The 20,495-nt window shown below is 63.5% G+C and carries 19 protein-coding genes and 1 riboswitch; of the genes, 12 read left to right on the top strand and 7 right to left on the bottom strand.

What is annotated here, in order from left to right; all coding sequences use genetic code 11:
- The first annotated feature begins 202 nt into the window (after positions 1-202).
- From H585_RS0110350 to H585_RS21330, 8 genes are all read left to right on the top strand, one after another.
- Positions 203-802 (top strand): HDIG domain-containing metalloprotein, encoded by a 600-nt coding sequence (locus H585_RS0110350; protein WP_027367769.1) that lies wholly within the window; start codon positions 203-205, stop codon positions 800-802.
- Positions 759-1,679 (top strand): D-alanine--D-alanine ligase family protein, encoded by a 921-nt coding sequence (locus H585_RS0110345; protein WP_027367768.1) that lies wholly within the window; start codon positions 759-761, stop codon positions 1,677-1,679. The genes H585_RS0110350 and H585_RS0110345 overlap by 44 nt, the downstream gene beginning before the upstream one ends.
- A gap of 57 nt (positions 1,680-1,736) precedes the next feature.
- Positions 1,737-3,020, top strand: coding sequence for a 3-deoxy-D-manno-octulosonic acid transferase (locus H585_RS0110340; protein ID WP_027367767.1), 1,284 nt, complete (start codon positions 1,737-1,739; stop codon positions 3,018-3,020).
- Positions 3,021-3,040: 20 nt separating this feature from the next.
- On the top strand, positions 3,041-3,802 hold the full coding sequence (gene kdsB / locus H585_RS0110335) for a 3-deoxy-manno-octulosonate cytidylyltransferase (RefSeq protein ID WP_027367766.1): 762 nt from the start codon (positions 3,041-3,043) through the stop codon (positions 3,800-3,802).
- Complete coding sequence (gene carA / locus H585_RS0110330) at positions 3,780-4,907, top strand: glutamine-hydrolyzing carbamoyl-phosphate synthase small subunit (RefSeq protein ID WP_027367765.1); 1,128 nt, start codon at positions 3,780-3,782, stop codon at positions 4,905-4,907. Before kdsB ends, carA begins: the two co-directional genes overlap by 23 nt.
- A gap of 30 nt (positions 4,908-4,937) precedes the next feature.
- A complete protein-coding gene (locus H585_RS0110325) occupies positions 4,938-5,744 on the top strand; it encodes a tetratricopeptide repeat protein (protein WP_014258368.1) in 807 nt (268 codons plus the stop codon).
- Positions 5,745-5,900: 156 nt separating this feature from the next.
- On the top strand, positions 5,901-6,986 hold the full coding sequence (locus tag H585_RS0110320; protein WP_027367764.1) for an N-acetylneuraminate synthase family protein: 1,086 nt from the start codon (positions 5,901-5,903) through the stop codon (positions 6,984-6,986).
- A gap of 11 nt (positions 6,987-6,997) precedes the next feature.
- On the top strand, positions 6,998-8,113 hold the full coding sequence (locus tag H585_RS21330; protein WP_034627800.1) for a glycosyltransferase: 1,116 nt from the start codon (positions 6,998-7,000) through the stop codon (positions 8,111-8,113).
- 10 nt (positions 8,114-8,123) lie between these two features.
- Here H585_RS21330 and pdxA read toward each other — a convergent pair whose 3' ends face one another.
- From pdxA to H585_RS0110290, 5 genes are all read right to left on the bottom strand, one after another.
- On the bottom strand, positions 8,124-9,134 hold the full coding sequence (gene pdxA / locus H585_RS0110310; protein ID WP_027367763.1) for a 4-hydroxythreonine-4-phosphate dehydrogenase PdxA: 1,011 nt from the start codon (positions 9,132-9,134) through the stop codon (positions 8,124-8,126).
- 304 nt (positions 9,135-9,438) lie between these two features.
- Positions 9,439-11,373, bottom strand: a complete 1,935-nt coding sequence (gene glgB / locus H585_RS0110305) for a 1,4-alpha-glucan branching protein GlgB (protein ID WP_014258372.1) — start codon at positions 11,371-11,373, stop codon at positions 9,439-9,441.
- Between the two features lie 357 nt (positions 11,374-11,730).
- Positions 11,731-12,039: an isoamylase early set domain-containing protein gene (locus H585_RS0110300; RefSeq protein ID WP_005987243.1), complete on the bottom strand. Its 309-nt coding sequence runs from the start codon at positions 12,037-12,039 to the stop codon at positions 11,731-11,733.
- A gap of 181 nt (positions 12,040-12,220) precedes the next feature.
- Positions 12,221-13,705 (bottom strand): glycogen synthase GlgA, encoded by a 1,485-nt coding sequence (glgA, locus tag H585_RS0110295; protein ID WP_027367762.1) that lies wholly within the window; start codon positions 13,703-13,705, stop codon positions 12,221-12,223.
- 50 nt (positions 13,706-13,755) lie between these two features.
- Entirely contained in the window at positions 13,756-14,175 is a 420-nt protein-coding gene (locus tag H585_RS0110290; RefSeq protein ID WP_051183080.1) for an NUDIX domain-containing protein, read from the bottom strand.
- A gap of 188 nt (positions 14,176-14,363) precedes the next feature.
- On the opposite strand from H585_RS0110290, the gene H585_RS0110285 reads away from it, so the two are divergent.
- Positions 14,364-15,290, top strand: a complete 927-nt coding sequence (locus tag H585_RS0110285; RefSeq protein ID WP_027367760.1) for a glycosyltransferase family 9 protein — start codon at positions 14,364-14,366, stop codon at positions 15,288-15,290.
- Between the two features lie 519 nt (positions 15,291-15,809).
- Here the strand turns inward: H585_RS0110285 and H585_RS0110280 are convergent.
- Both H585_RS0110280 and H585_RS0110275 read right to left on the bottom strand, forming a co-directional pair.
- The gene (locus tag H585_RS0110280) at positions 15,810-16,430 is read right to left on the bottom strand and encodes an L-threonylcarbamoyladenylate synthase (protein ID WP_027367759.1); all 621 of its coding nucleotides are present in this window, start codon (positions 16,428-16,430) and stop codon (positions 15,810-15,812) included.
- Between the two features lie 173 nt (positions 16,431-16,603).
- Positions 16,604-17,194 carry a TrmH family RNA methyltransferase gene (locus tag H585_RS0110275; protein WP_014258378.1) on the bottom strand — a complete coding sequence of 197 codons (591 nt, stop codon included), beginning with the start codon at positions 17,192-17,194 and terminating at the stop codon, positions 16,604-16,606.
- 73 nt (positions 17,195-17,267) lie between these two features.
- Positions 17,268-17,462, top strand: a riboswitch (cobalamin riboswitch).
- 116 nt (positions 17,463-17,578) lie between these two features.
- On the opposite strand from H585_RS0110275, the gene H585_RS0110270 reads away from it, so the two are divergent.
- The 3 genes from H585_RS0110270 to H585_RS0110260 all read left to right on the top strand — a co-directional run bounded on the left by H585_RS0110270 (position 17,579) and on the right by H585_RS0110260 (position 20,395).
- Positions 17,579-18,496, top strand: a complete 918-nt coding sequence (locus tag H585_RS0110270; RefSeq protein ID WP_027367758.1) for a sirohydrochlorin cobaltochelatase — start codon at positions 17,579-17,581, stop codon at positions 18,494-18,496.
- Positions 18,497-18,593: 97 nt separating this feature from the next.
- Entirely contained in the window at positions 18,594-19,616 is a 1,023-nt protein-coding gene (locus tag H585_RS0110265; protein ID WP_027367757.1) for a FecCD family ABC transporter permease, read from the top strand.
- Complete coding sequence (locus H585_RS0110260; RefSeq protein ID WP_027367756.1) at positions 19,613-20,395, top strand: ABC transporter ATP-binding protein; 783 nt, start codon at positions 19,613-19,615, stop codon at positions 20,393-20,395. Before H585_RS0110265 ends, H585_RS0110260 begins: the two co-directional genes overlap by 4 nt.
- The last annotated feature ends 100 nt before the right edge of the window (positions 20,396-20,495 follow it).

Raw genomic sequence — 20,495 nt, 5'->3', positions numbered from 1 at the left:
ATAGCATGCGGCCCGATGAAATACCGTTCAACGGCCTTTTTGTCTGATCGGCCGAAAGCCAGGGAAGTTTAGGGGCTTGCGACCGGCTTGCCAAAGCAACCGCACTCTTTGCCTTTCGCGCCCATCCCTGCTAATTCTTAATGTCATGCTTGCGGCAACAGCGCAGGCTCGCCTTTACAGCAAACGAACCACCGGAGCCTTCATGGCCTCGCCCTTTCCTTCCCGCTGCCGCCCCGAGTGGCGCACTCCCTCGGACGCGGAGTGCATCGGCTTCTGGGATATTCATGGCATGCCTGAGCACATCCGCCGGCATAGCCAGATTGTGGCGGAAGTGGCCACCGCCTTGACCGTGCGCGCCCGGGAGCTGGGGGCCGCGGTCTGCGTGCAGACCGTGCGCGCCTCGGCCCTGCTGCACGACCTGGGCAAGGCCTATACGATCGCCTTCGGCGGCAACCACAGCCAGATCGGCGCTGCTTGGGCCTCGCAGCTTACGGGCAATCCGCTCATTTCTCACGGCGTCCTCCACCATGTGCACTGGCCCTTCGAGCCCGACGTGGAACGTTACTTCCTGCCCCTGGCCGTGCTCTATGCCGACAAGCGCGTGCGCCACGACGTCATCGTCTCCGTGACCGAGCGCTTCCAGGACATTGCCGAAAGATACGGCCTGACAGAGGACATCAGGGATAAGATTCTCCTGACCATGGAAAATTCCATTGAAGTGGAACAACGCCTTAACGAATACCTAAAGGTCGATCTCAATGCGTGTGCTTTTGATCGCGGGAGGCTGGTCCAACGAGCGTGAAGTCTCTTTGTCCGGCGCGGCAAAGATTCATGAAGCCCTGCTGCGGCTGGGCTGCAAGGTCACGCGCCTGGATCCCGCCGAACGCTTCGACGACATCCTGGAGCTTGCCTCGGACTCTGACTTCGCCTTCATCAACATGCACGGCACGCCCGGAGAAGACGGGCTCGTGCAGGCCATGCTGGAGCAGGTGGACTGCCCATACCAGGGCTCGGGCCCCAAGGCTTCCTTCCTGGCCTTGAACAAGGCCTGCGCCAAGCAGGTTTTCGCCCGCGCCGGCATTCCCACGCCGCGCTGGGAATACCTGCCTCGCAGGCCCCAGGCGGGCTGGAGCACGAAGCTGCGCTTCCCGCTGTTCGTCAAGCCGAACATGGGCGGATCGAGTCTGGACCTGTGCCGCGCGGATAATGCCGAGGAGCTGACCCCGGCCATTGAGCGCATTTTTTGCCGAGGAGAAACGGTCCTGCTGGAAGAGGGCGTGAACGGCCAGGAAGTCACCAGCGCCATCCTGGGCGAGAAAGCGTTGCCGCTCATTCTTATCCAGCCTGCCGGCTGCGCCTTTTTCGACTACCGCTGCAAGTACACGCAGGGCGGCGCCAAGGAGATCTGTCCCGCTCCCATCCCGGAGCGGACCGCCCGCCGCGTGCAGGAGCTGTCCATGCGCGCGCACAAAGCCATGGAGCTGCGCGGGTATAGCCGCTCGGACTTCATGCTCGAAGGCGATGAGCCCTATATCCTCGAAGTGAACACCCTGCCGGGCATGACTCCCACGAGCCTCGTGCCCCAGGCCGCACACGAGGCCGGGCTGGACTTCGATGCGCTCATCAAGCGGCTCATGGATCTGGGGCTGGAGGCCCATGGCCGCAAGTTCGAGATCTAGCCTGCACAATTTTCTGACAGCCGACCGGTCCAACTGACGGATCCGAGTGGAGAGCACATGGAAGGACCTTTGGCCATGAGCATTGCTCGCGCCATCTACGGCCTGGGCTGGACCATGGCCATGCCCCTGCTGCGCCGCCACAAGCGGCTGAGTCAGGGCTACGAACAGCGTACCTTGCAGGAGCCCCTGCCCGAGGCCGGATTATGGATCCAGGCCGCCTCCGGCGGCGAGGCCTACCTGGCCGCGGAGCTGCTGCGCGCACTGGCGGACGAGGTTCCCCGGTTCACGGCCCTGGCCACGACCAACACGGCCCAGGGCTTGACTATCCTGGAGCAAGCCGCTGCCGAATTGAATGGAGACGAACAGGGTCGCAGGCTTTACACGGCCTTTTGCCCGTTCGACAAACCCGGAACCATGGCCCGGGCGCTGTTCCAGGTACGGCCCAAGGTAGTGGTGCTCCTTGAATCCGAGTTGTGGCCAGGACTGCTCACGTCATGCCGAAAGCGGGGCGTGCCGGTGGTGCTGGTTAACGGCCGCATGCGGCCGCGCAGCCTGGCAGGCTATCTGGCGGCCCAGGGATTCATGCGCGCCATGGGCCCGCGCGAAGCGCTGGCTATCTCCAAGACCGACGCCATGCGCCTCGGCCTGCTCTTCGGCCGCGAGCGCGTCTCCGTCATGCCCAACATGAAGTTCGACCGCGTGCGCCTTGGCCAGGAACTGCCCTATGCCCGCAATCCCCTGGCGACCATTCTGCGCGCCGGCGCGCCCTTCGTGGTGCTCGGCTCCGTGCGCACTGAGGAGGAGCCTTTGGTGGAGCGCGTCATCGCCGGTTTGCTGCGCGCGCGTCCGGGCACGATCGTGGGGTTGTTTCCCAGGCATATGGAGCGCATCACGACTTGGCAGGAACGCCTGACGCGCATGCGCATCCGCTGGACGACGCGCGGCTCCATGAGCGGGCCGGCCTCTCCGGGCACGGTCATTCTCTGGGACGCCTTCGGAGAACTCGACGCGGCGTATCACCTGGCCCGCGCCGCCTTCGTGGGCGGGAGCCTCGTGCCTCTGGGCGGCCAGAACTTCCTGGAGCCCCTGGCCGCGGGCGTGGCTCCGGTCATCGGCCCCCACTGGGACAATTTCGCCTGGGTCGGGACCGGCCTCATGGACCAAGGCTTGGTCCGGGTGGCCCGTACTCCGGAAGAAGTTGCCGGTGTATTGGTAGCCGATCTCAACAAACCGAGACCCAGGGATTTGTTGCGCGCCCAGGTTGAGGAGTACGTATCCACTCGCCGGGGCGGCGCGAAATTCGCGGCCGGGCGTATTGCGAAGTATCTCAATACAGACTAAAAGGCATGGGTTTGCACGTTATGAAACTACCTCCATGCTACGGCATCATACCAGCGCGCTACGCATCGTCGCGTTTTCCCGGCAAGCCGCTTGCGCCTATACTCGGACGTCCCATGCTCTGGCACGTCCATACGCGCGCCAGACTTTGCCCCGAGTTGACGCGGGTCGTGCTGGCTACGGACGACGAACGCATCGCCCAGGCCTGCGCGGAACTGGACATCCCGGCGGTCATGACCTCGGGCAGCCATGAAAGCGGCACGGATCGAGTCCTGGAGGCCGCGACCATTCTGGGAGTACCCGACGAAGCCGTGGTGGTGAACATTCAGGGCGACGAGCCGGCCCTGGAGCCTGCCATGCTATCGGCCCTGGTGGCGCCCTTTGCCGACGAAACCGTGCGAGTGACCACGCTGGCCAAGGAAATTTCCGCCGAACGGGCCGCCAGCCCCAATCAGGTCAAGGTGGCCATTGCCAAGGACGGCCGCGCGCTTTACTTCTCCCGCGCGACCATACCGTTCCCGCGGGACAACGCGCAGGCCACGTATTTCGGACATATTGGACTGTATGCCTTCCGTATGGAGACACTCAGGCGTTTCGCGGAACTCGGGCCAAGCCCGCTGGAGTGCCGGGAAAAGCTGGAGCAGCTGCGCCTGCTCGAAGCCGGCATCCCCATCCGCGTAGTGCTTACCACATTCGACAGCTGCGGCGTGGACAGTCCCGAGGACATCCAGCACGCCGAGCGCATACTCACGGAGAAAACCGATGCGAGCCCTTCTTGCGCTTGAGGACGGCACCTGGTTCGAGGGCCGTTCTTTCACCGGAGCCGGCGAAACGAGCGGCGAGGTCATCTTCAACACCGGCATGACCGGCTACCAGGAGGTACTCACCGATCCCTCCTATGTGGGCCAGATGGTCTGCATGACCTACCCGCACATCGGCAACTACGGAGTCAATCTGGAGGACGTGGAGTCCGATCGAGTGCAAGTGGAAGCCTTCATCGTCAAGGAGTGCTGCCCGACGCCCTCCAACTGGCGGGCCAAGGAATCTCTGCCCGGCTACCTCAAGCGCCACCGAGTCATGGGCATCGAGGGCATCGATACCCGCGCGTTGACCAGACACCTGCGCATCCATGGAGCGCAGCGGGGCATCATTTCCACGGAGGAGAGCGACCCGGCCCGCTTGTCGGCCCGCGCCCGCGAGCTGCCTAGCATGGAAGGCCTGAACCTGGCCGACAAGGTCACGCCCAAGGGGCCCTACGTTTGGACCGGCACGGAACCCAAGCCCGTGACGCTTACGAATGGCCATTACGATTGGCCCGGAACCGGACCACGCGTGGTGGCTTTCGACTTCGGCATCAAGTGGAACATCCTGCGCCTGCTCGCGGCCCAGGGTCTGGATCTGCTCGTGGTGCCCGCGTCCTTCACCGCTGAGCAGGTGGACGCCCTGGCCCCCGACGCCCTGTTCTACTCCAACGGCCCCGGCGATCCGGCAGCCCTGCCCGACGTGGTGGGAAACCTGCGCATCTTGTCCGAGCGCTATCCAGTGGCCGGCATCTGTCTTGGTCACCAGCTTCTGGGCCTGGCCATGGGCGGCAGGACCTTCAAGCTCAAGTTCGGTCACCACGGCCTGAACCATCCCGTCAAGGACCTGACCACGGGCAGGATAGAGATATCCTCGCAGAATCACGGTTTTTGCGTGGACGTTAGCAGCTTGGATTTCCTTGAAACAACCCACGTGAACTTGAACGACGGGACCCTGGAAGGCTTCCAGCACAAGCACAAGCCCATCCTGGCCATCCAGCACCACCCTGAAGCCGGACCCGGTCCGCACGACAGCAGGTATTTCTTCTCCAGGTTCCGGGACATGATCCGAAGCTCCACGGGGAAGTAGCGGGCGAAAGATAAAAACCAAGGAACGCCCATGTCCAACGAACTGACCAAAGCGCGCGCGTTCGTCGCCGCCGTTACGCCCAATGTCAAGCAGCGCAAGCTCGTGCCTGCCGTGAACAGCCTTTACGAGGGCATCAGCATTCTCATGCGCAACCCGCTCATGAAAGCCGAGCGGGAAGAATTCTCCAGGCTTATCGAGGGCGCCGTCTATCAGCTCAGCATCGACCAGGAGCTGAAGAAGGTCTACCCGCTGGTCATCAGCTATGAGCCCGGGCGCGAAAAGGATCTCCTGAACACCCTGCGCGATATCCTCAATGTGCTCACCTCCGAGACCACGGGCAAGGTCAAGGAGATCATCGCCGACCGCGACAAGCGCAAACAGGAAATCCTGCTCAAGGTCCAGGGCATGCTCGACCGCGGCGAGGCAAGCCTGGCCAAGTCAACGGCCGACCGCCTCGTGGCCGATTTCGCCTCGGACATCTCCCTGCGCGCCGACATAGCCGATCGCTTCCTGCGCGCCGAGTGCTATCCCGAGGCCTTCGCGTACCTAGAGGAAGCCCTGCAGCAGGACCCCGAGGCCATCTACCTCTACAACCGCATCGGCATCGTCCTGCGCAAGATGAGGGATTTTCTCACGGCCGAGAAGTACTACATGCGCGCCTTGGAATTCACGGACCAGGACGAATACCTGCTTTTCAACATCGGCCGCATGTACGCCGACTGGAGGCGTTGGTCCAAGGTCAAGGAATATGCGGAGAAGGCCCTGGCCATCAATGAGGGCTTTGACGAGGCTAAAAAGATGCTGGCCTTCGCGGAAAAGAAAATCGGGGCGGAATAGCCGCGCACCCGGATTTGAAAATCCTAGGCTGCTTTCCTCGTAAATACGCGGAGATGGCCCGGAACCGGCTGGTTTCTTGCATTCGACCCCGAAGAGTCTGTCATCGCTGCCCAGGCGCCAGTATACGGCCTGAGCCCAAGCCCGCATAGGCAACCAGTGCTCCAGAACAGAATTCCCGCTACATTGGAGGTCCGCTCCGGACCCGTGAACAAGCGTGTCGGCTTCGGCGCGCCCTGCTTTCTGGTGGCCGAAATCGGCCAGAACCACCAGGGCGACCCTGCCAAGGCCCGTGAACTGGTCATGGCCGCAGCCCGCTGTGGAGCCGATGCCGTAAAGTTCCAGAAGCGCGACGTGGACGCCCTGCTCACCCGCGCTGGACAAGCGCGTCCCTACACCGGACCCAATAGTTTTGGCCCCACCTATGGCGAACACCGCCGGGCGCTGGAGTTGTCGCTGGACCAGTTGGCAGAATGCAAAACCCTGGCGGAGAGCCTGGGCCTGGTCTTTTTCGCCACGCCGTGGGATCCCGTAAGCCTCGACCAGCTCACCCGAATCGGCGTGGGCCTGCTCAAGATATGCTCGGCGGACGTGATCAACCTTCCGCTTATCCGCCAGGCAGCAGCGCTCCAGCTCCCCCTCATCATCTCCACCGGCATGAGCGTGCTGGCGGAGATCGACGCGGCCGTAGCCAATGCCACGCGTTTTCACGAACAGATCATCCTCTTGCACTGCAACAGCACCTATCCCTGCCCACCCGAGGAAGTATCCCTGCCGGTCATGGAGCTCATTCGCCGACGTTATGGCCTGCCCGTGGGTTACTCGGGACACGAACTGGGCCTGGGGCCATCCGTGGCCGCCGCGGCATTGGGCGCTTGCGTGATCGAACGCCATTTCACGCTGGACAGGCGACTACCCGGCACGGACCACCAGGCATCCCTGGAGCCCGCCGAGTTCGCCAGCCTGGCGAGCATGGTGCGTGACGTGGAGAAGGCCCGGCTGGTGGGTGAAAAGCAGGTCTTTGCCGGCGAGCGCAATGCGGCCGCCAAGCTGCGCAAGAGCCTCGTGGCTGCGCGCGACCTTCCGGCCAACCACCGCCTGGGCGCGGAAGATTTTCTGGCCAAGAGCGCCGGCGATCCTCGGGACGGCATCTCTCCCCTGGAGCTTGAGCGCATCATGGGCAAAAAACTGCTAGTTGCCGTGCGGCAGGATGAAATGCTTGCCTGGAATATGCTGACAGGCTAGTGGAATGCACTATGAACATCGTGCATTTCTCCAAGAATTCCCTGGCCGGCGCGCCCCATAGGCTGGCTTCCACGCTCCAGAAGCATACAGTGCACGATGTCCGGCTGATTGACCTTAAGCGCTACGACCCCAGAACCGAGCATGGCTGGTTCGAGTACGACATCATCTTCTCCGAGCAGCAGGAAGAAGCCATTGAGGTCGCGCGCAAGGCGGACATCATCCACCTGCACAACTACCTCGATCTGGACAGCCGCGATTTCGCGCCCATAGATTTCCGCGACCTGCGGCGCAAGGGCGCGCTCTTCGTCCGCCAGTACCATTCCACGCCTCAGATCGTCGCCAAGCACATGGGCAAGCGGCCCGAGGAGATCGTCGCCTTCGACGAAGCGCCTACCCTGGTCATCTCCCAATACCCCGAGCGCTTCTATCCCAAGGCGCGGGTGGTGCCCAACATCCTGCCCCACAATCAGCTCGAATACTCCCCGCTCGTGCCGGAGCGCGACGGCGAGCCCACGTTGGACATCGCCTTTGCGCCGTCCAAGCTTACCAGCGCCTGGGAAGACCGCTGGAACACCAAGGGCGCGCCCGAAACCATGGCCGTCATGGACCGAGTAATGGAGCTGACGGGCTGCTCGGCCCGCACGGTCAACGGCATGCCTCTGAGCGAGGTGCTGCACATCAAGCGCCATGCGCGCATCATCCTCGACGACCTGGTCAACGGCAGCTTTCATCTTTCGGGATTGGAAGGCGTCTGCCTGGGCAAGCCGGTGCTTTGCTACCTGGACGCACGCACCGACTTCGTTCTGCGTGAGATATCGGGCGCAGCGGAAAGCCCGTTCCTCAATGTGCGCCTGGAAGACGCCGTGGAGGTGCTGCACTATCTCGTGGAGCATCCGGCCGAAACCGTGGCTTTGGGCAAGGCCGCGCGCACCTGGGTCGAAACCTACTGGCGAGACGATCTCCTGGCAGTGCAGTACACCCACGTCTACAACCGCTTGGCCCAGAATCCCGATCTGATCACCCGCCAACGCGCCTTCTCCCTCGACTCGCCCGGGGCGGGCTTCAAGGCCGCCGTGCTGCCTGAACTGCTCTACCAGAGCCGACGCAAGCGCTACTTCTCCAGCTGAACCGTCCCGTTCAACCCAGCCGCTCCGCCAGTTCTATGGCCGCACGCAGGCTGCCGAGGTCCGCGATGCCCTGGCCGGCGATGTCGTAGCCTGTGCCGTGGTCCACGGAGGTGCGCACAAAGGGCAGGCCCAGCGTCACGTTGACCGCCTCGCCGAAGTGTATCAGCTTGAGCGGCCCCAGGCCTTGGTCGTGGTACATGGCCAGCACTGCCGAGAAATCGCCGCGCACGGCCCGATGGAAAACCGTGTCGGCAGGGAATGGGCCCTCCGCGGCAAAGCCTTGCGCTTTGGCCTCCTCGATGGCCGGGGTGATGGTGTCGATCTCCTCGCGGCCGATGTGGCCCCACTCGCCGGCATGCGGATTGAGGCCGCACACGGCAACCGGTGCGGAAAGGCCGAGCCGTCGCGTAAAATCGCACGTATGGCGCAGGGCGCGCAGTACGCTCTCGCGCGTTATGAGCCCAGGCACATCCTTGAGCGGCGGGTGCGTGGTGACCAGGCTCACGCGCAGCTTGGGTCCGCACAGGTGCATGGTGACCTCGTCCGGCCCAAGCCCGGCCCGACGTGCCAGGAATTCGGTGTGACCGGGAAAGTCGAAGCCCGCGTCCTGCAACATGGCCTTGTTGAGCGGACAGGTCACCAGGATTCCCGACCATCCGGAGAGCAGCAGGTCGCAGGCCAGATCCAGGCTGTGGCCCGCGACGAGGCCGCCTTCGGCAGAGCCTCGGCCCAGCGGAACGCTGATGTCCCCGACACCCTCAGGCTCTAGGAGATAGAGCCCAGGCGCAAGGTTATATTCGGACGCATTAGCCGCGTTTTCATTATGCCTCGTGACGCTCTCGTCCAGACGCTCCCAACTCAAATCCGGAGCGAAACGCCGGGCCATATCCGCCAGGGAGGACTCCTGACCGATGAGCACGACGGGCCTGTTCAGGGGCGGCTGTTGCGCGAAAAGGCGACAGGCCAGCTCCGGGCCCAGGCCTCCGGGATCGCCGAGCGTTACGAGCAGGGGTTTCACCATTTAAATACCTTCGTTTCCGCAGCCGGACAGGGCGACACCATGCACGCCCACATCAGGACTGACGCGGATAATCTTATTGATTTCTTAGAGCATTTTGCTTTTGAGAATGCTCTGCAAGCCATGCGTCGGCATGGCTTGCCGCCGCGTAGGCGTAGGCGCAATTTACTTGCGCCGTCAACGCCGGAGCGGGCGTCTTATAAGCAATCTGCCTTAAGCGGATCGGAACCAGAAAAGCCCTGTCTTGCGGACACAAGCCGTGAAGAGAAGCGCCACCAAACCAGGCCGCGCTTCTCTTCACGCTTTATCAGGCAGGCTTGAAGGCCACGGCAGCCAAGGGCGGCAGGACCAGCTCCAGAGTGGCGGGCCAAGGTTCGCGGCGCACGTCCAGCGCCATGGCTCCGCCTCCGTTGCCGACATTGGAACCGCCGTAGCAGGCTGCGTCGGTATTGAGTATTTCGCGCCACCAGCCGGCCATGGGGCAGCCGATGCGGTAACCCCCACGCACCACCGGCGTGAAGTTGAAGACCCACAAAATGGGTTCGCCCCGGCTGTCCTTGCGCAGGAAGCTGATGACCGAATTCTCGTAGTCCGCGAAATCCACCCACTCGAAACCGGGCCAGTCGTGGTCGGCCTCATGCATGGCCGGCTCGGCGCGCAAAAGCGCATTCAGGTCACGCACCAGGGCCATGAGCCCCTGGTGGGGCGGATAGCCCGTGACCTCCCATTCGAGCTGGCGCTCGCTGCTCCACTCGTTCCATTGGCCGAACTCCGCACCCATGAACAGGAGCTTCTTGCCAGGGTGGGCCCACTGGTAGGCGAAAAAGGCTCGCTGATTGGCGAACTGCTGCCAGTAGTCGCCAGGCATCTTGGCCAGCAGGGCCTTTTTGCCGTGCACCACCTCGTCATGGGAGATGGGCAGCACGAAGTTTTCCGAGAAGGCATAGAGCATGGAGAAGGTCAGGTTATTGTGATGATGAGCGCGGTGAATCGGCTCCTTGGAGATATATTCCAGGCTGTCGTGCATCCAGCCCATATTCCACTTGAAAGTGAAGCCCAGGCCGCCGGTATAGAGTGGACGGGAGACGCCCGGCCAAGCCGTGGACTCCTCGGCGACCATGATGGCGCCGGGGTAGTGCTCGTGCACCACGCGGTTCAGCTCACGCAGGAAGCCGATGGCTTCGAGGTTCTCCTTGCCGCCCTGTTCGTTGGGCAGCCACTCGCCTTCCTGTCGCGAGTAGTCCAGGTAGAGCATGGAGGCCACGGCATCGATGCGCAGGCCGTCGAAGTGAAACTCCTTGAGCCAGTAGAGCGCATTGGCGAAGAGGAAGTTGCGCACCTCGTGGCGACCGTAATTGAAGATGTAGGTGCCCCAGTCCGGGTGCTCGCCCCGTCGCCAATCTTCATGTTCGAAAAGGGCCGTGCCGTCGAAGCGGCCCAGGCACCATTCGTCCTTGGGGAAATGGCCCGGCACCCAGTCGAGGATGACGCCGATGCCGGCCTGGTGGCATTGGTCCACGAAGTAGCGCAGATCCTCGGGCGTGCCGTAGCGCGAAGTGGGCGCGAAATAGTGGCTGGTCTGGTAGCCCCAGGACTGGTCCAGGGGATGCTCGGCCAGGGGCATGAACTCGATATGCGTGAAACCCAGGTCGCGCACGTAGGGGATGAGCTTGTCGGCCAGTTCGCGGTAGGTCAGGAAGTTGCCGTAGCCGCCGCCGTTTACGCGCCAGGAGCCGGCGTGGACCTCGTAGATGCTCACTGGCCTGTTGAAGGGCAATCCTTGCTCGCGGCGGCGGGCCATCCACTCGCCGTCGCCCCAAACATATTCGTCCAGGTGCCAGAGGATAGCCGCGTTGCCCGGCCGGCGCTCGGCGTATAAGGCGTAAGGGTCTGTCTTGAAAACGACGCCGCCGCAGGCCTGTTCCACTGCGAGTTTGTAGAAAGCGCCTTTGTTCAGGCCGGCGATGACTCCCGCCCAGATGCCCGAGTCGGCCACCGGGTACAGAGGCGATACACCGGGCTGCCAGCAGTTGAAGTCGCCGACCACGCTAACCGCGCGCGCGTTGGGCGCCCAGACCGCGAAACTCCAGCCCTTGGGATAGCCTTGCTCGCTGGCTTCGGCCTCGCTTCCCCCGGCGGGATGCGCACCAAGAAGGCGGTATATGTCCCAATGCTCGCCGCGGCCGAAAAGATACAGGTCGAAAGGCGGGATGTATGCCGGTTCCGTGCTGCAATACTGCATGGATTAGTGCCTGCGCTTTTCTTCTGACCGCGCGCAATATGAAGAAACCAGGCCCGATCGCGGATTCGTCCTGGCGCAATGTTTTAGTATCCCACAATCGAAAGCTAAAGAAGCCCGCCCTGCATTATAAACTTGGCAATGTTTGAGCAAGCTGACCCGCTCTGCCCAGGGTTGCTTTGCGCTCACCCAAAACAGGCCTTCCTGCCCACCTACTCGTTTTGCAGCGGTCTTCTAAAGCATTTTGTATTTCAGACGCTCCCTTCGGCGTTGACGGCGGAATTACATTCCGCCTACGCCTGCGGGGCGACAAGCCATGCCGACGCATGGCTTGCAGAGCATTTTCAAAAGCAAAATGCTCTAAACCGAAACCACGGAATTCTCGCTGCCTGCGAAGGCGTTGTACTCATACCTGTCAGCCGCCGGGTCGTTGCGCCAGTCGCTCTCGCCGAGCAGATAGCGATACTGGTAATCCCTGCCGGCTTCGAGATCGATGGTCACACTGTACTCGCCGGCCTTGGAGCGCTTCATGGGTGTGGCGGAACGGTCCCAGTCATTGAAGTCGCCCACGAGTTGCACCGTGTCGACACCGTTCGTCACCTCCTTGGGCAGGGAGAAGCTTACCTTGCACAGGGGTTTTGTCTTCAAATATTTTTTCTTCAGTGCCATGTGATGTCTCCGAATTCCCGCCGACTCCAGGGACGGCGTCATGGGCGTTGCGCAACTTACGCGTCGGTGCGGTGGTTCCGCGCCGGAGAGCGTCTATATCTATAATCAATCATATACGAACTTTGTCACAGGTACGCAAGCGTCGCAGGTCAGGCAGACACCGGGGCGCATCAGATCAAGATCAGGCCTGGATCAAAGTCGGATCGGGCTGCACACGTGCTCCCGCTTCCCGGTAGACCTCCAGGTACTTCTCCGCAGCCTTGTCCCAGGTGAAATTCTCCTGCATGGCCCGCATGACCATGGCTTGCCATTGCCCCTGATCCTGAAACAGGCTCACTGCCCGCTGGATGGCTTCCAGGAATTGCCCGGGCTCGGATCGCTCGAAGGTGAAGCCCGTGGACCGTGGATCGGGATGGGGCACGATCGTGTCGCGCAAGCCGCCCACGGCCGTGGCAACGGGCGGAGTGCCATAGCGCAGGGCGTACATCTGGGTCAGGCCGCAAGGTTCGTAACGCGAGGGCATTAGGAAAATGTCCGCGCCGGCCTGGATGCGGTGCGCCAAGTCCTCGGTGTAGCCGACCTGCACCGCGAGCCGTCCGGGGTATTCCTCCATGAGCTCCAAAAGCCGGGCCTCGTAGCTCAGGTCGCCCTCGCCCAGGACGATAACGCCAACGCCCATGTCCATGATCCGCGACATGATCTCGATGAGCAGGTCGATGCCTTTCTGGTCGCGCAGACGGCCGATGAAGCCCAAAAGAGGCCTGTCCTCGAGCATGTCTGAGAGGCAAAACTCGCGCAGGAGCATCTGCTTGCAGCGGTGCTTGCCGCTCAACTCCTCGTGTCCGTATGCGCAAGGCAGGAACTTGTCGTCGCGCGGGTCCCACACGCCATAGTCCGCTCCGTTAAGGATGCCGCGCAACCGATACGAACGGGCGCTCAGGATGCCCTCCAGCCCGCAGCCGAAGTCGCAGCCCAGGATCTCGCGGGCATAGCTGGGCGAAACCGTGGTGATCATGTCCGAGTAGGCGATGCCGGCCTTGAGCAGCGAAAAGTCGCCGTAATACTCCACGCCGTCCATGTGCCAGGCCTCGTGGGGCAGGCCGGACTCCCAGAACAGACGCGAGGAGAAGCGACCCTGGAAGGCCAGGTTGTGAATGGTCATGACCGTGCGGGTCTCGCGCCAGTACGGATCGTTGCGGCGCATGAATTCCAGGTAAGCCGGCACCAGTCCGCTCTGCCAGTCGTTGCAGTGGATGATCTTGGGCGCCTCGCCCTGGCGGCGAATCCACGACAAGGCGGCACGGCAGAAGAAGTTGAAGCGCTCGCAGTTGTCGAAGTAGTCGCCGGCATGAGTGTTGTAATAGTAGCGACGGTCGAAATACTCGCCCCGGGAGACGAAGTAGACCGGCACGCCCTCATAGTCGGCTTGGTAGATCTCGGCCGTGGTGGACGGCCACGGATAACCCACGGGGCAGTCGTCCGAAACCAGGCGGAGCTGATAGTTGCCGGTGCGCAGCCGGCCGTAGAACGGCGTAATGACGGCCGCGGGAATGCCCCGGTCGCGAATGGCCAGCGGCAGGGAGCCGAGCACGTCGGCCAGGCCGCCGGTCTTTGAGAATGGGTATATCTCCGAGGTGACAAAGAGCACCTGGGTTGCCGTGGCCATGTAACCTCACAATCCCTTGCGGGCGTTGCAATCCTTGCTTGAGGTACGGATCATCGAATGGCCAGCCGCCGTAGCGTTTGCAGGTAGTCGTCGAGGATCCTGGCGTGATCGAAGACCATGGGCTCGGGCCATTTGCCCGGCGCGAATACCTCGACGCCTGCCGCGTCATCCCCGGCCTTGAGCTCCGTCGGATCGACGGCAACGGCGGTGAACACGGTGGAGATGGTGTGCAGCCTGGGATCCCTCGCCGGGTCGGAGTAGACGCCGAAAAGGCCCGTCAGCTCAACGCGCAGGCCGGTTTCTTCCCTGGCTTCGCGCACGGCCGCCTGCTCCGCGGTTTCGCCATAGTCGATGAAGCCCCCCGGCAGCGCCCATCCATGCGGTTCGTTGCGGCGCTTGACCAGGACCACGCCGCGACCAGGGATCATGATTATGATGTCCACCGTGGGTGTCGGATTACGATAAGACATGAAATACTCTCCTACCGCACCAATCTGGCGCGGCTTGACCTCGTTTCAAGCCGATCCTAAACTTTTTCAGCCAACCACCGTCGGCAGCGCGGTGCGCACAGCCATATTCGCGCATGCCTTGCGCCGTTACCATCCACATGGCATCGCTCAACCTTCACATAAAACATTACGCTACCTCATTAGGATAAATGCATAAGCATGACAACATCATAATCGTTCATCGCGGAGCGCTCGGAGATTTTTTCCTGGCTTGGCCCGCCCTGCGGCAACTCCGCCTGGGCCTGCCGCATCAGCCGGCGTACTGGCATGGCCGATCCGATCGGCTGCCCTGGCTTGCGCCGCTCGGTATCCAGCCTTGCCCAGCCCCTCTCGCCGCCGCCGTGGAATCCCTGCATCCGGGCGGACCATGGCCAGCGGCCCTGGAGCGCAGCCTTGTCGCCTGGTTCGGCCTGGCAGCTACCGCGCCGATGCAGGACGAAAGGCTCTGGTATCTGCAAGGCCTGCGCTCGGTCGACGTGCAAGCAGCAACCGTCTCCGTTTGCCAAAGCTATAGCCTGCAATTGGAAGGAAAGGGAATACGCCGGGCGGAAGGCTGGAAAAATGGCTGGCGGCAGGCCTTGCCCGCCTGGGATGGACCGGGAGCGAAACGCCTGGCCCTGCTCTTTTCCGGAGCCGGACACAGGCTAAAGCAATGGCCGCTGGTCAAATTTCTTGAACTGGCTCACAGGCTGGAAGAGCTGGGCTTATCCCCCTTGTTCGTGCTCGGCCCGGCCGAAGTCGAGCGGGGTCTCGATACGGACGGCAAACCCTCCGTGCGGCTTGAAGACCCGCTTCATCTGCAAGATTTGCTGCTCTCGACCCGAGTGGCGATCGGCAACGACTGCGGCCCCATGCACCTGGCAGGCAGGCTCGGCGTGCCTGGCGTGGCCGTGTTCGGGCCGACCTCGCGCACCATGTGGGCTCCCGAGGGCATCACGGCCCTGGCCGCACCGTCCGATCTGGCCCCCTGCCGTCCGTGCACCCTGACGACCCACGACCTGCGCTGCCAGGACCCCATCTGCCTGCGGGCGATCAGCGTGGATATGGTCATGCACGCCGTGGAGGATTCTCTTTAGAGCATTTTGCTTTTGAAATGCTCTGCAAGCCATGCGTCGGCATGGCTTGTCGCCCCGCAGGCGTAGGCGGAATGTAATTCCGCCGTCAACGCCGAAGGGAGCGTCTGAAATGCAAAATGCTTTAGAGGCTTGTGGGAATGAGAATGCTGCCGACCCTTGGACCAGAGGGCCTGTCCTTTGGAGAGGCGGCTGGCGGAAACGCCGCCAGTCTTACCGGAGATCCAGCCAGAGATAGGGGCATTGACCGATTGCAGGTCCCTAAAAATGAAACCGGCTCCATGGGGACCATCCCCATGGAGCCGGCTTCCGCAAAAAAAGGAAGGATGACTGATTCCCTTCTAGCAACTCGCGGGCCAAACTTCGTACCGCAGGTTGGTTTCTGCGTAGTAGGCTGAATCAGTGACCCTTTTGATCGATACTATGCCCGGAACGGCCAGATATTCCGGCCAGATTGGTTCAAATATTTAAACCCCAAAAGCGCAAAGTCCGAACCAGGGCTTCGAGCCGGTACAATTCTTTTTACTCGCCTGGCCCGCGCAGCCGGAAGCCTGCCTGCTCCAGGGCCTGCTCGGGCACTGCCCCGATACGCAAGACCTCCAACCGGCAGCATCCCAGCAGGCGCACCACCGTGGAAGCCGCCCCGCCCGAAGGCCAGGGGTGCTCAAGCACGGCGGCATCCACCTCCGCCAGCAAGGCCGGATCAAGATCCTCCGGCCTGGCAGCCGCCGGCCGGCCACTCAGGTTGGCGCTGGTGGCGATGAGCGGCGCGCCCGACTCCAAACAAAGAGCCGCGGCCGTGGCATGGGCGGTCCAGCGCAGGGAGGTCAGCCCTTCTGCATCCTTCACCTGCGGAGCCAGGTCCCGGCGCGCCGGCACGATGATGGACAAGGGGCCGGGCCAGAAGAGGTCCGCCAGACGCGCGAAGTCGGAGTCCTCCAGTTCAGTGACCAGGCCGACCTGCTCCCGCGAGCCCACCACCAGCGGCAGTGGTTTGCCCTCGGGCCGGCCCTTGAGCCGGCACACGCGCGCGGCAGCCTCGGGCAGGAAGGCGCTGCCCCCCAGCCCGTACAAGGTCTCGGTGGGATAGATCACCACTCCGCCCCGCTTGATGGCTTCAATCGCTGCGTGAAAGCTGGTCATGCGTTGTTCCTGGATCGCCGGAGACATGCCCGAGGCAGGCTTTGCGTTCGCCCGGACTTTCGCCAGCCGGACTGTCCGTGCACGATGATTTCCGGTCCATGAGTTCCGGCGGGAATGCCAGGCCTCGAAACCTTGGCCAACTGCCCCGTGGGCATGGGCTCGGGTAAACAAGCCTAGCGGCTGACCCAATCCTTTTCCAGGAGCGCAAGCTCCTCGGGGCTCAGGCTGGCCTTGTCGTACATGCCCTTGGCCCAGCGCTGACGCCAGGCCTCGTACAGGATGATCGCCGCGGCCACAGAGACGTTCAGACTCTGCACCATGCCCATCATGGGAATATAGATTTCGCCGTCGGCCACCTGCGCGAGCTCGGGGCTCGCTCCGTTGTGCTCGTTGCCCAGGATGACCGCCGTCGGCGCGCTCAAGTCCCAGGCCGTAAGCGGCTTGGCCCGCTCGCTGAAGCCCGTGGCCAGGACCTGGAAGTTCTGGTCCTTGAGCCCCCTGTACATCGAGGTCGCATCGGAGTGGCGCGTGCGCATGACCCACTTACGCGCCGAGGCCGAAGACTTCTGGCCCAGGACTGGGAAGGCGCTCGTGGTGTAATACAGGTGCACGCTCGGCACGCCGAAGGCGTCGCAGCTGCGCAATATGGCCGAGACGTTGTGCGGGTCGTGCACATTGTCGATGACCAGCGTCAATCCCTTCTGCCGCCTGGCCAGCACCTGGCGGATGCGGGCCAATCTTTCGTCGGTTATGCAGTAGCGCATGGAGGCCTTTTAGAGACGCGCACGGCAAAAGGCAAGCGATGCCGCGCCTTGACCGGTTAAGACTGAGGCAGTATAGCCGGAACTTATTCGCGGCGCGCCATGCGCTTAATTGGGAATCCGGTGCGAGTCCGGAGCGGTCCCGCCGCTGTAAGCCCTGATCACCTGACCTCCACGATCATGCCTTGGGTCAACCATGCCACTGCCTGCGGGCGGGAAGGCGGCCCAAGGTGGGGCGAGCCAGAAGACCAACCGCGAAACGGCCCAAGGTAAAGGGATCAACGGCAACGGGGGCTTTGCCGAGGTCCGCACATGCGAAGGCCCTTCCGCATTTGGCGGCACAGGGTCTTTTCCATCTCACGCCCCCTCCTCATCGAAGGAGGACCCATGCGCATCCATCAACGTCTCTCAGCATTCCTATCCATCTGCCTCCTGGCCCTGCTCCTCGGCCTCCAGGCCGATCCAGCCCAGGCCCATGGCAAGACCAATGTCGAACCCAAAATCGGCATCCTGCTCGTGACCTTCGGCACCAGCGTGCCCGAGGCGCGCAAGGCCTATGCAACCATCGAATCCAAGGTCAAGGCCGCCTACCCAGGCGTTGAATTGCGCTGGGCCTACACGTCCCGCCAGATCCGCCACAAGGTCGCCACGGAGGAAGGCCTGCGCAACGCCTCGCCCGCCGGAGCTCTGGGCCGCATGCTCGACGACGGTTTCACCCACGTGGCCGTGCAGTCGCTGCACGTCATCCCCGGGCAGGAGTTCAACGACCTGACCGCCATCGTCGCGGCCTTCGGCTCCATGCCCAAGAGCTTCGAGCGCATCGTGCTCGGTCCGCCGCTGCTGTCCGGTCCCGAGGCCATGCAAGCCCTGGCCAAGGCCGTGCTGGCTTCCGTGCCCGGCCTTGGCAACCGCGAGGCCCTGGTGCTCGTGGGCCACGGCACCCACCATCTGGCCTCGGCCTTCTACCCGGCCATGCAGTACTACCTGCAGCAGGAGTCGGAGCGCGCCTTCGTGGGCACCATAGAAAGCTCTCCGTCCATGCAGGATGTCCTGGCCGACCTCGCCAAGCGCAAGATCGCCAAGGCCTACCTCGTGCCATTCCTGACCGTGGCCGGCGACCATGCCCGCAACGACATCGCCGGCAACGAGCCGGATTCCTGGAAATCGCAACTCAAGGCCAAGGGCATCGCTTGCCAGCCCGTCATGCGCGGTCTGGCCGAGGACCCCGCCGTGGTGGACATCTGGGTCGACCAGCTTGGCCTCAGCCTGAAAGCTCTGCGCGACGAACCCAAGGATAATGGATAACAGACTGAACATGGACGCTTCAGCCGCAAAACCAACATTGCGCGGCCAAACGCTTACAACGCCCAGGGCCAGGCTCTCGCTTCGCTGGGGAGCCTTCATGGGCCTGGCCCTGGCGTTGGTCCTGTCCATTCCCGCGGCCTGCGCCGTGGGGCCGCTGGACATCGGCTTTTCCCAGGCGGCGCAGGCTCTGTTGGACCTGTTCCGTTCCGTGCCCCTGACGGATGAGACCACGCGCGTGGTGGTCGTGGACCTGCGCCTCAGCCGCACGCTGCTGGCCGCTGCCGTGGGCGCAGGCCTGGCCGTGTCCGGCGCGGTGTTCCAGGGCATCCTGCAAAATCCCCTGGCCGACCCGTTCACCGTGGGCGTGAGCACGGGCGCGGCTTTCGGTGCATCCACGGCCATCTTCCTCGGCCTGTCGGCCGGGCTGCCGCTCATGGGCATGCCCTTCTTCTCGGACATGGGCCTGCTGCCCCTGGCCGGACTGGCCGGCGGCCTGGCTGCGCTGGCCATCGTCATCCTCCTGGGCCGTTCGGGCGGGACGCTGCGCCGCGAAACCCTGGTGCTGGCCGGCATCGTGGTCTCCACCTTCCTCTCGGCGCTCATCGCCCTGCTCAAGGCCCTGGACGAGGAATCGGTCACGAGCATCGTGTTCTGGATCATGGGCAGCTTCCAAGGGCGCGGCTGGATCCATTTAATCCTGTTTCTGCCCTATTTCTTGCTGGGCGCGGCGCTCATCGCCCTGCGCTCCCGCGAACTGGACATTCTGTCCCTGGGCGAGGTCCAGGCTCGTCAACTCGGCGTTGACGCGGCCCGCACGCGCACGCTGCTGCTCACCGCCGCCAGCCTCATCACCGCAGCCTCGGTTTCCGTGGCCGGGGTTATCGGCTTCGCCGGGCTGGTAGTGCCGCATGTAGTGCGCCTGCTCGTGGGCGGCGAGCACCGGCCGCTGCTGGCCTTCTCGGCCCTGGCCGGGGCATTGGCCCTGATCTGGGCCGACACCCTGGCGCGCAGCGTGCTGCACGGCGGGGCCGAACTGCCCGTGGGCGTGGTCACGGCGCTCCTGGGCGGGCCGTTCTTCGCCCTGCTCCTGCGCCGCCGGGCAAAAGAGTGGCGGCAATGATCCGCCTGGAGAACGCCACATGCGGCTATCCCGGCCCCGGCGGCCGGACAGTGCTGCACAACATCGACCTGCACGTGCATCGGGGATTGGTCACGGGCCTGCTCGGCCCCAACGGCAGCGGCAAATCCACGCTGCTGCTGACCATGGCCGGAGTGCTGCCCCTGCACAACGGCTGCCTGGAGATCGACGGCCACAACGCGGCCGGCCTGAAATCCAGGCAACGCGCACGCCTCGTGTGCAGCGTGCCCCAGTCCGCCGAGCCGCCGCAGGCCCTGGCCTGTTTGTCCGTGGTGCTCATGGGCCGCTATCCGTACCTGTCCTTTCTGGGCACGTACGGACCCGAAGACCGCGAGGCAGCCCTGGCGGCCATGGCTCAGACCGCGACTTTAAATTTCGAGCAACGCCCAGCCGATCAGCTCTCGGGCGGTGAATTCCGCCGCGTGCTGCTGGCCCGCGCCCTGGCCCAGGGCTCCGCGCTCATGCTTCTGGACGAGGCCACGGCCGGCCTGGACATGGCGCGTGCCGTGGAGGCCATGGACCTGCTCAAGGCCAGGGCGCGCCAAGGACTGACCGTATTGGCGGCCATCCACGACCTGAATTTGGCCGCGCTCTACTGCGACCGGCTGATCCTGCTGAAAAACGGCGGCGTGCTGGCCGAGGGACCAACGCACGAGGTCTTTCGCCCGGAACTGCTGCGGGAACTGTATGACACCAATATCGTTGTCGCCCCACACCCCGTCACCGGCGCGCCCCAGGCGCACCTGGTGCCCGGTGAGTAAGAGGGAAGAGAATGCAGGGAGGGCGCTGCCCTCCCCGCACCCCACCCGCCAGGGGGATGATCCCCCTGGACCCCACGTTTCTCGCCGGTCTGATGCCAGC

The organism is Desulfocurvibacter africanus subsp. africanus DSM 2603, assembly GCF_000422545.1.
Classification (GTDB): Bacteria; Desulfobacterota; Desulfovibrionia; order Desulfovibrionales; family Desulfovibrionaceae; genus Desulfocurvibacter; species Desulfocurvibacter africanus.
This window is presented reverse-complemented; position numbering and strand designations above follow the sequence as displayed.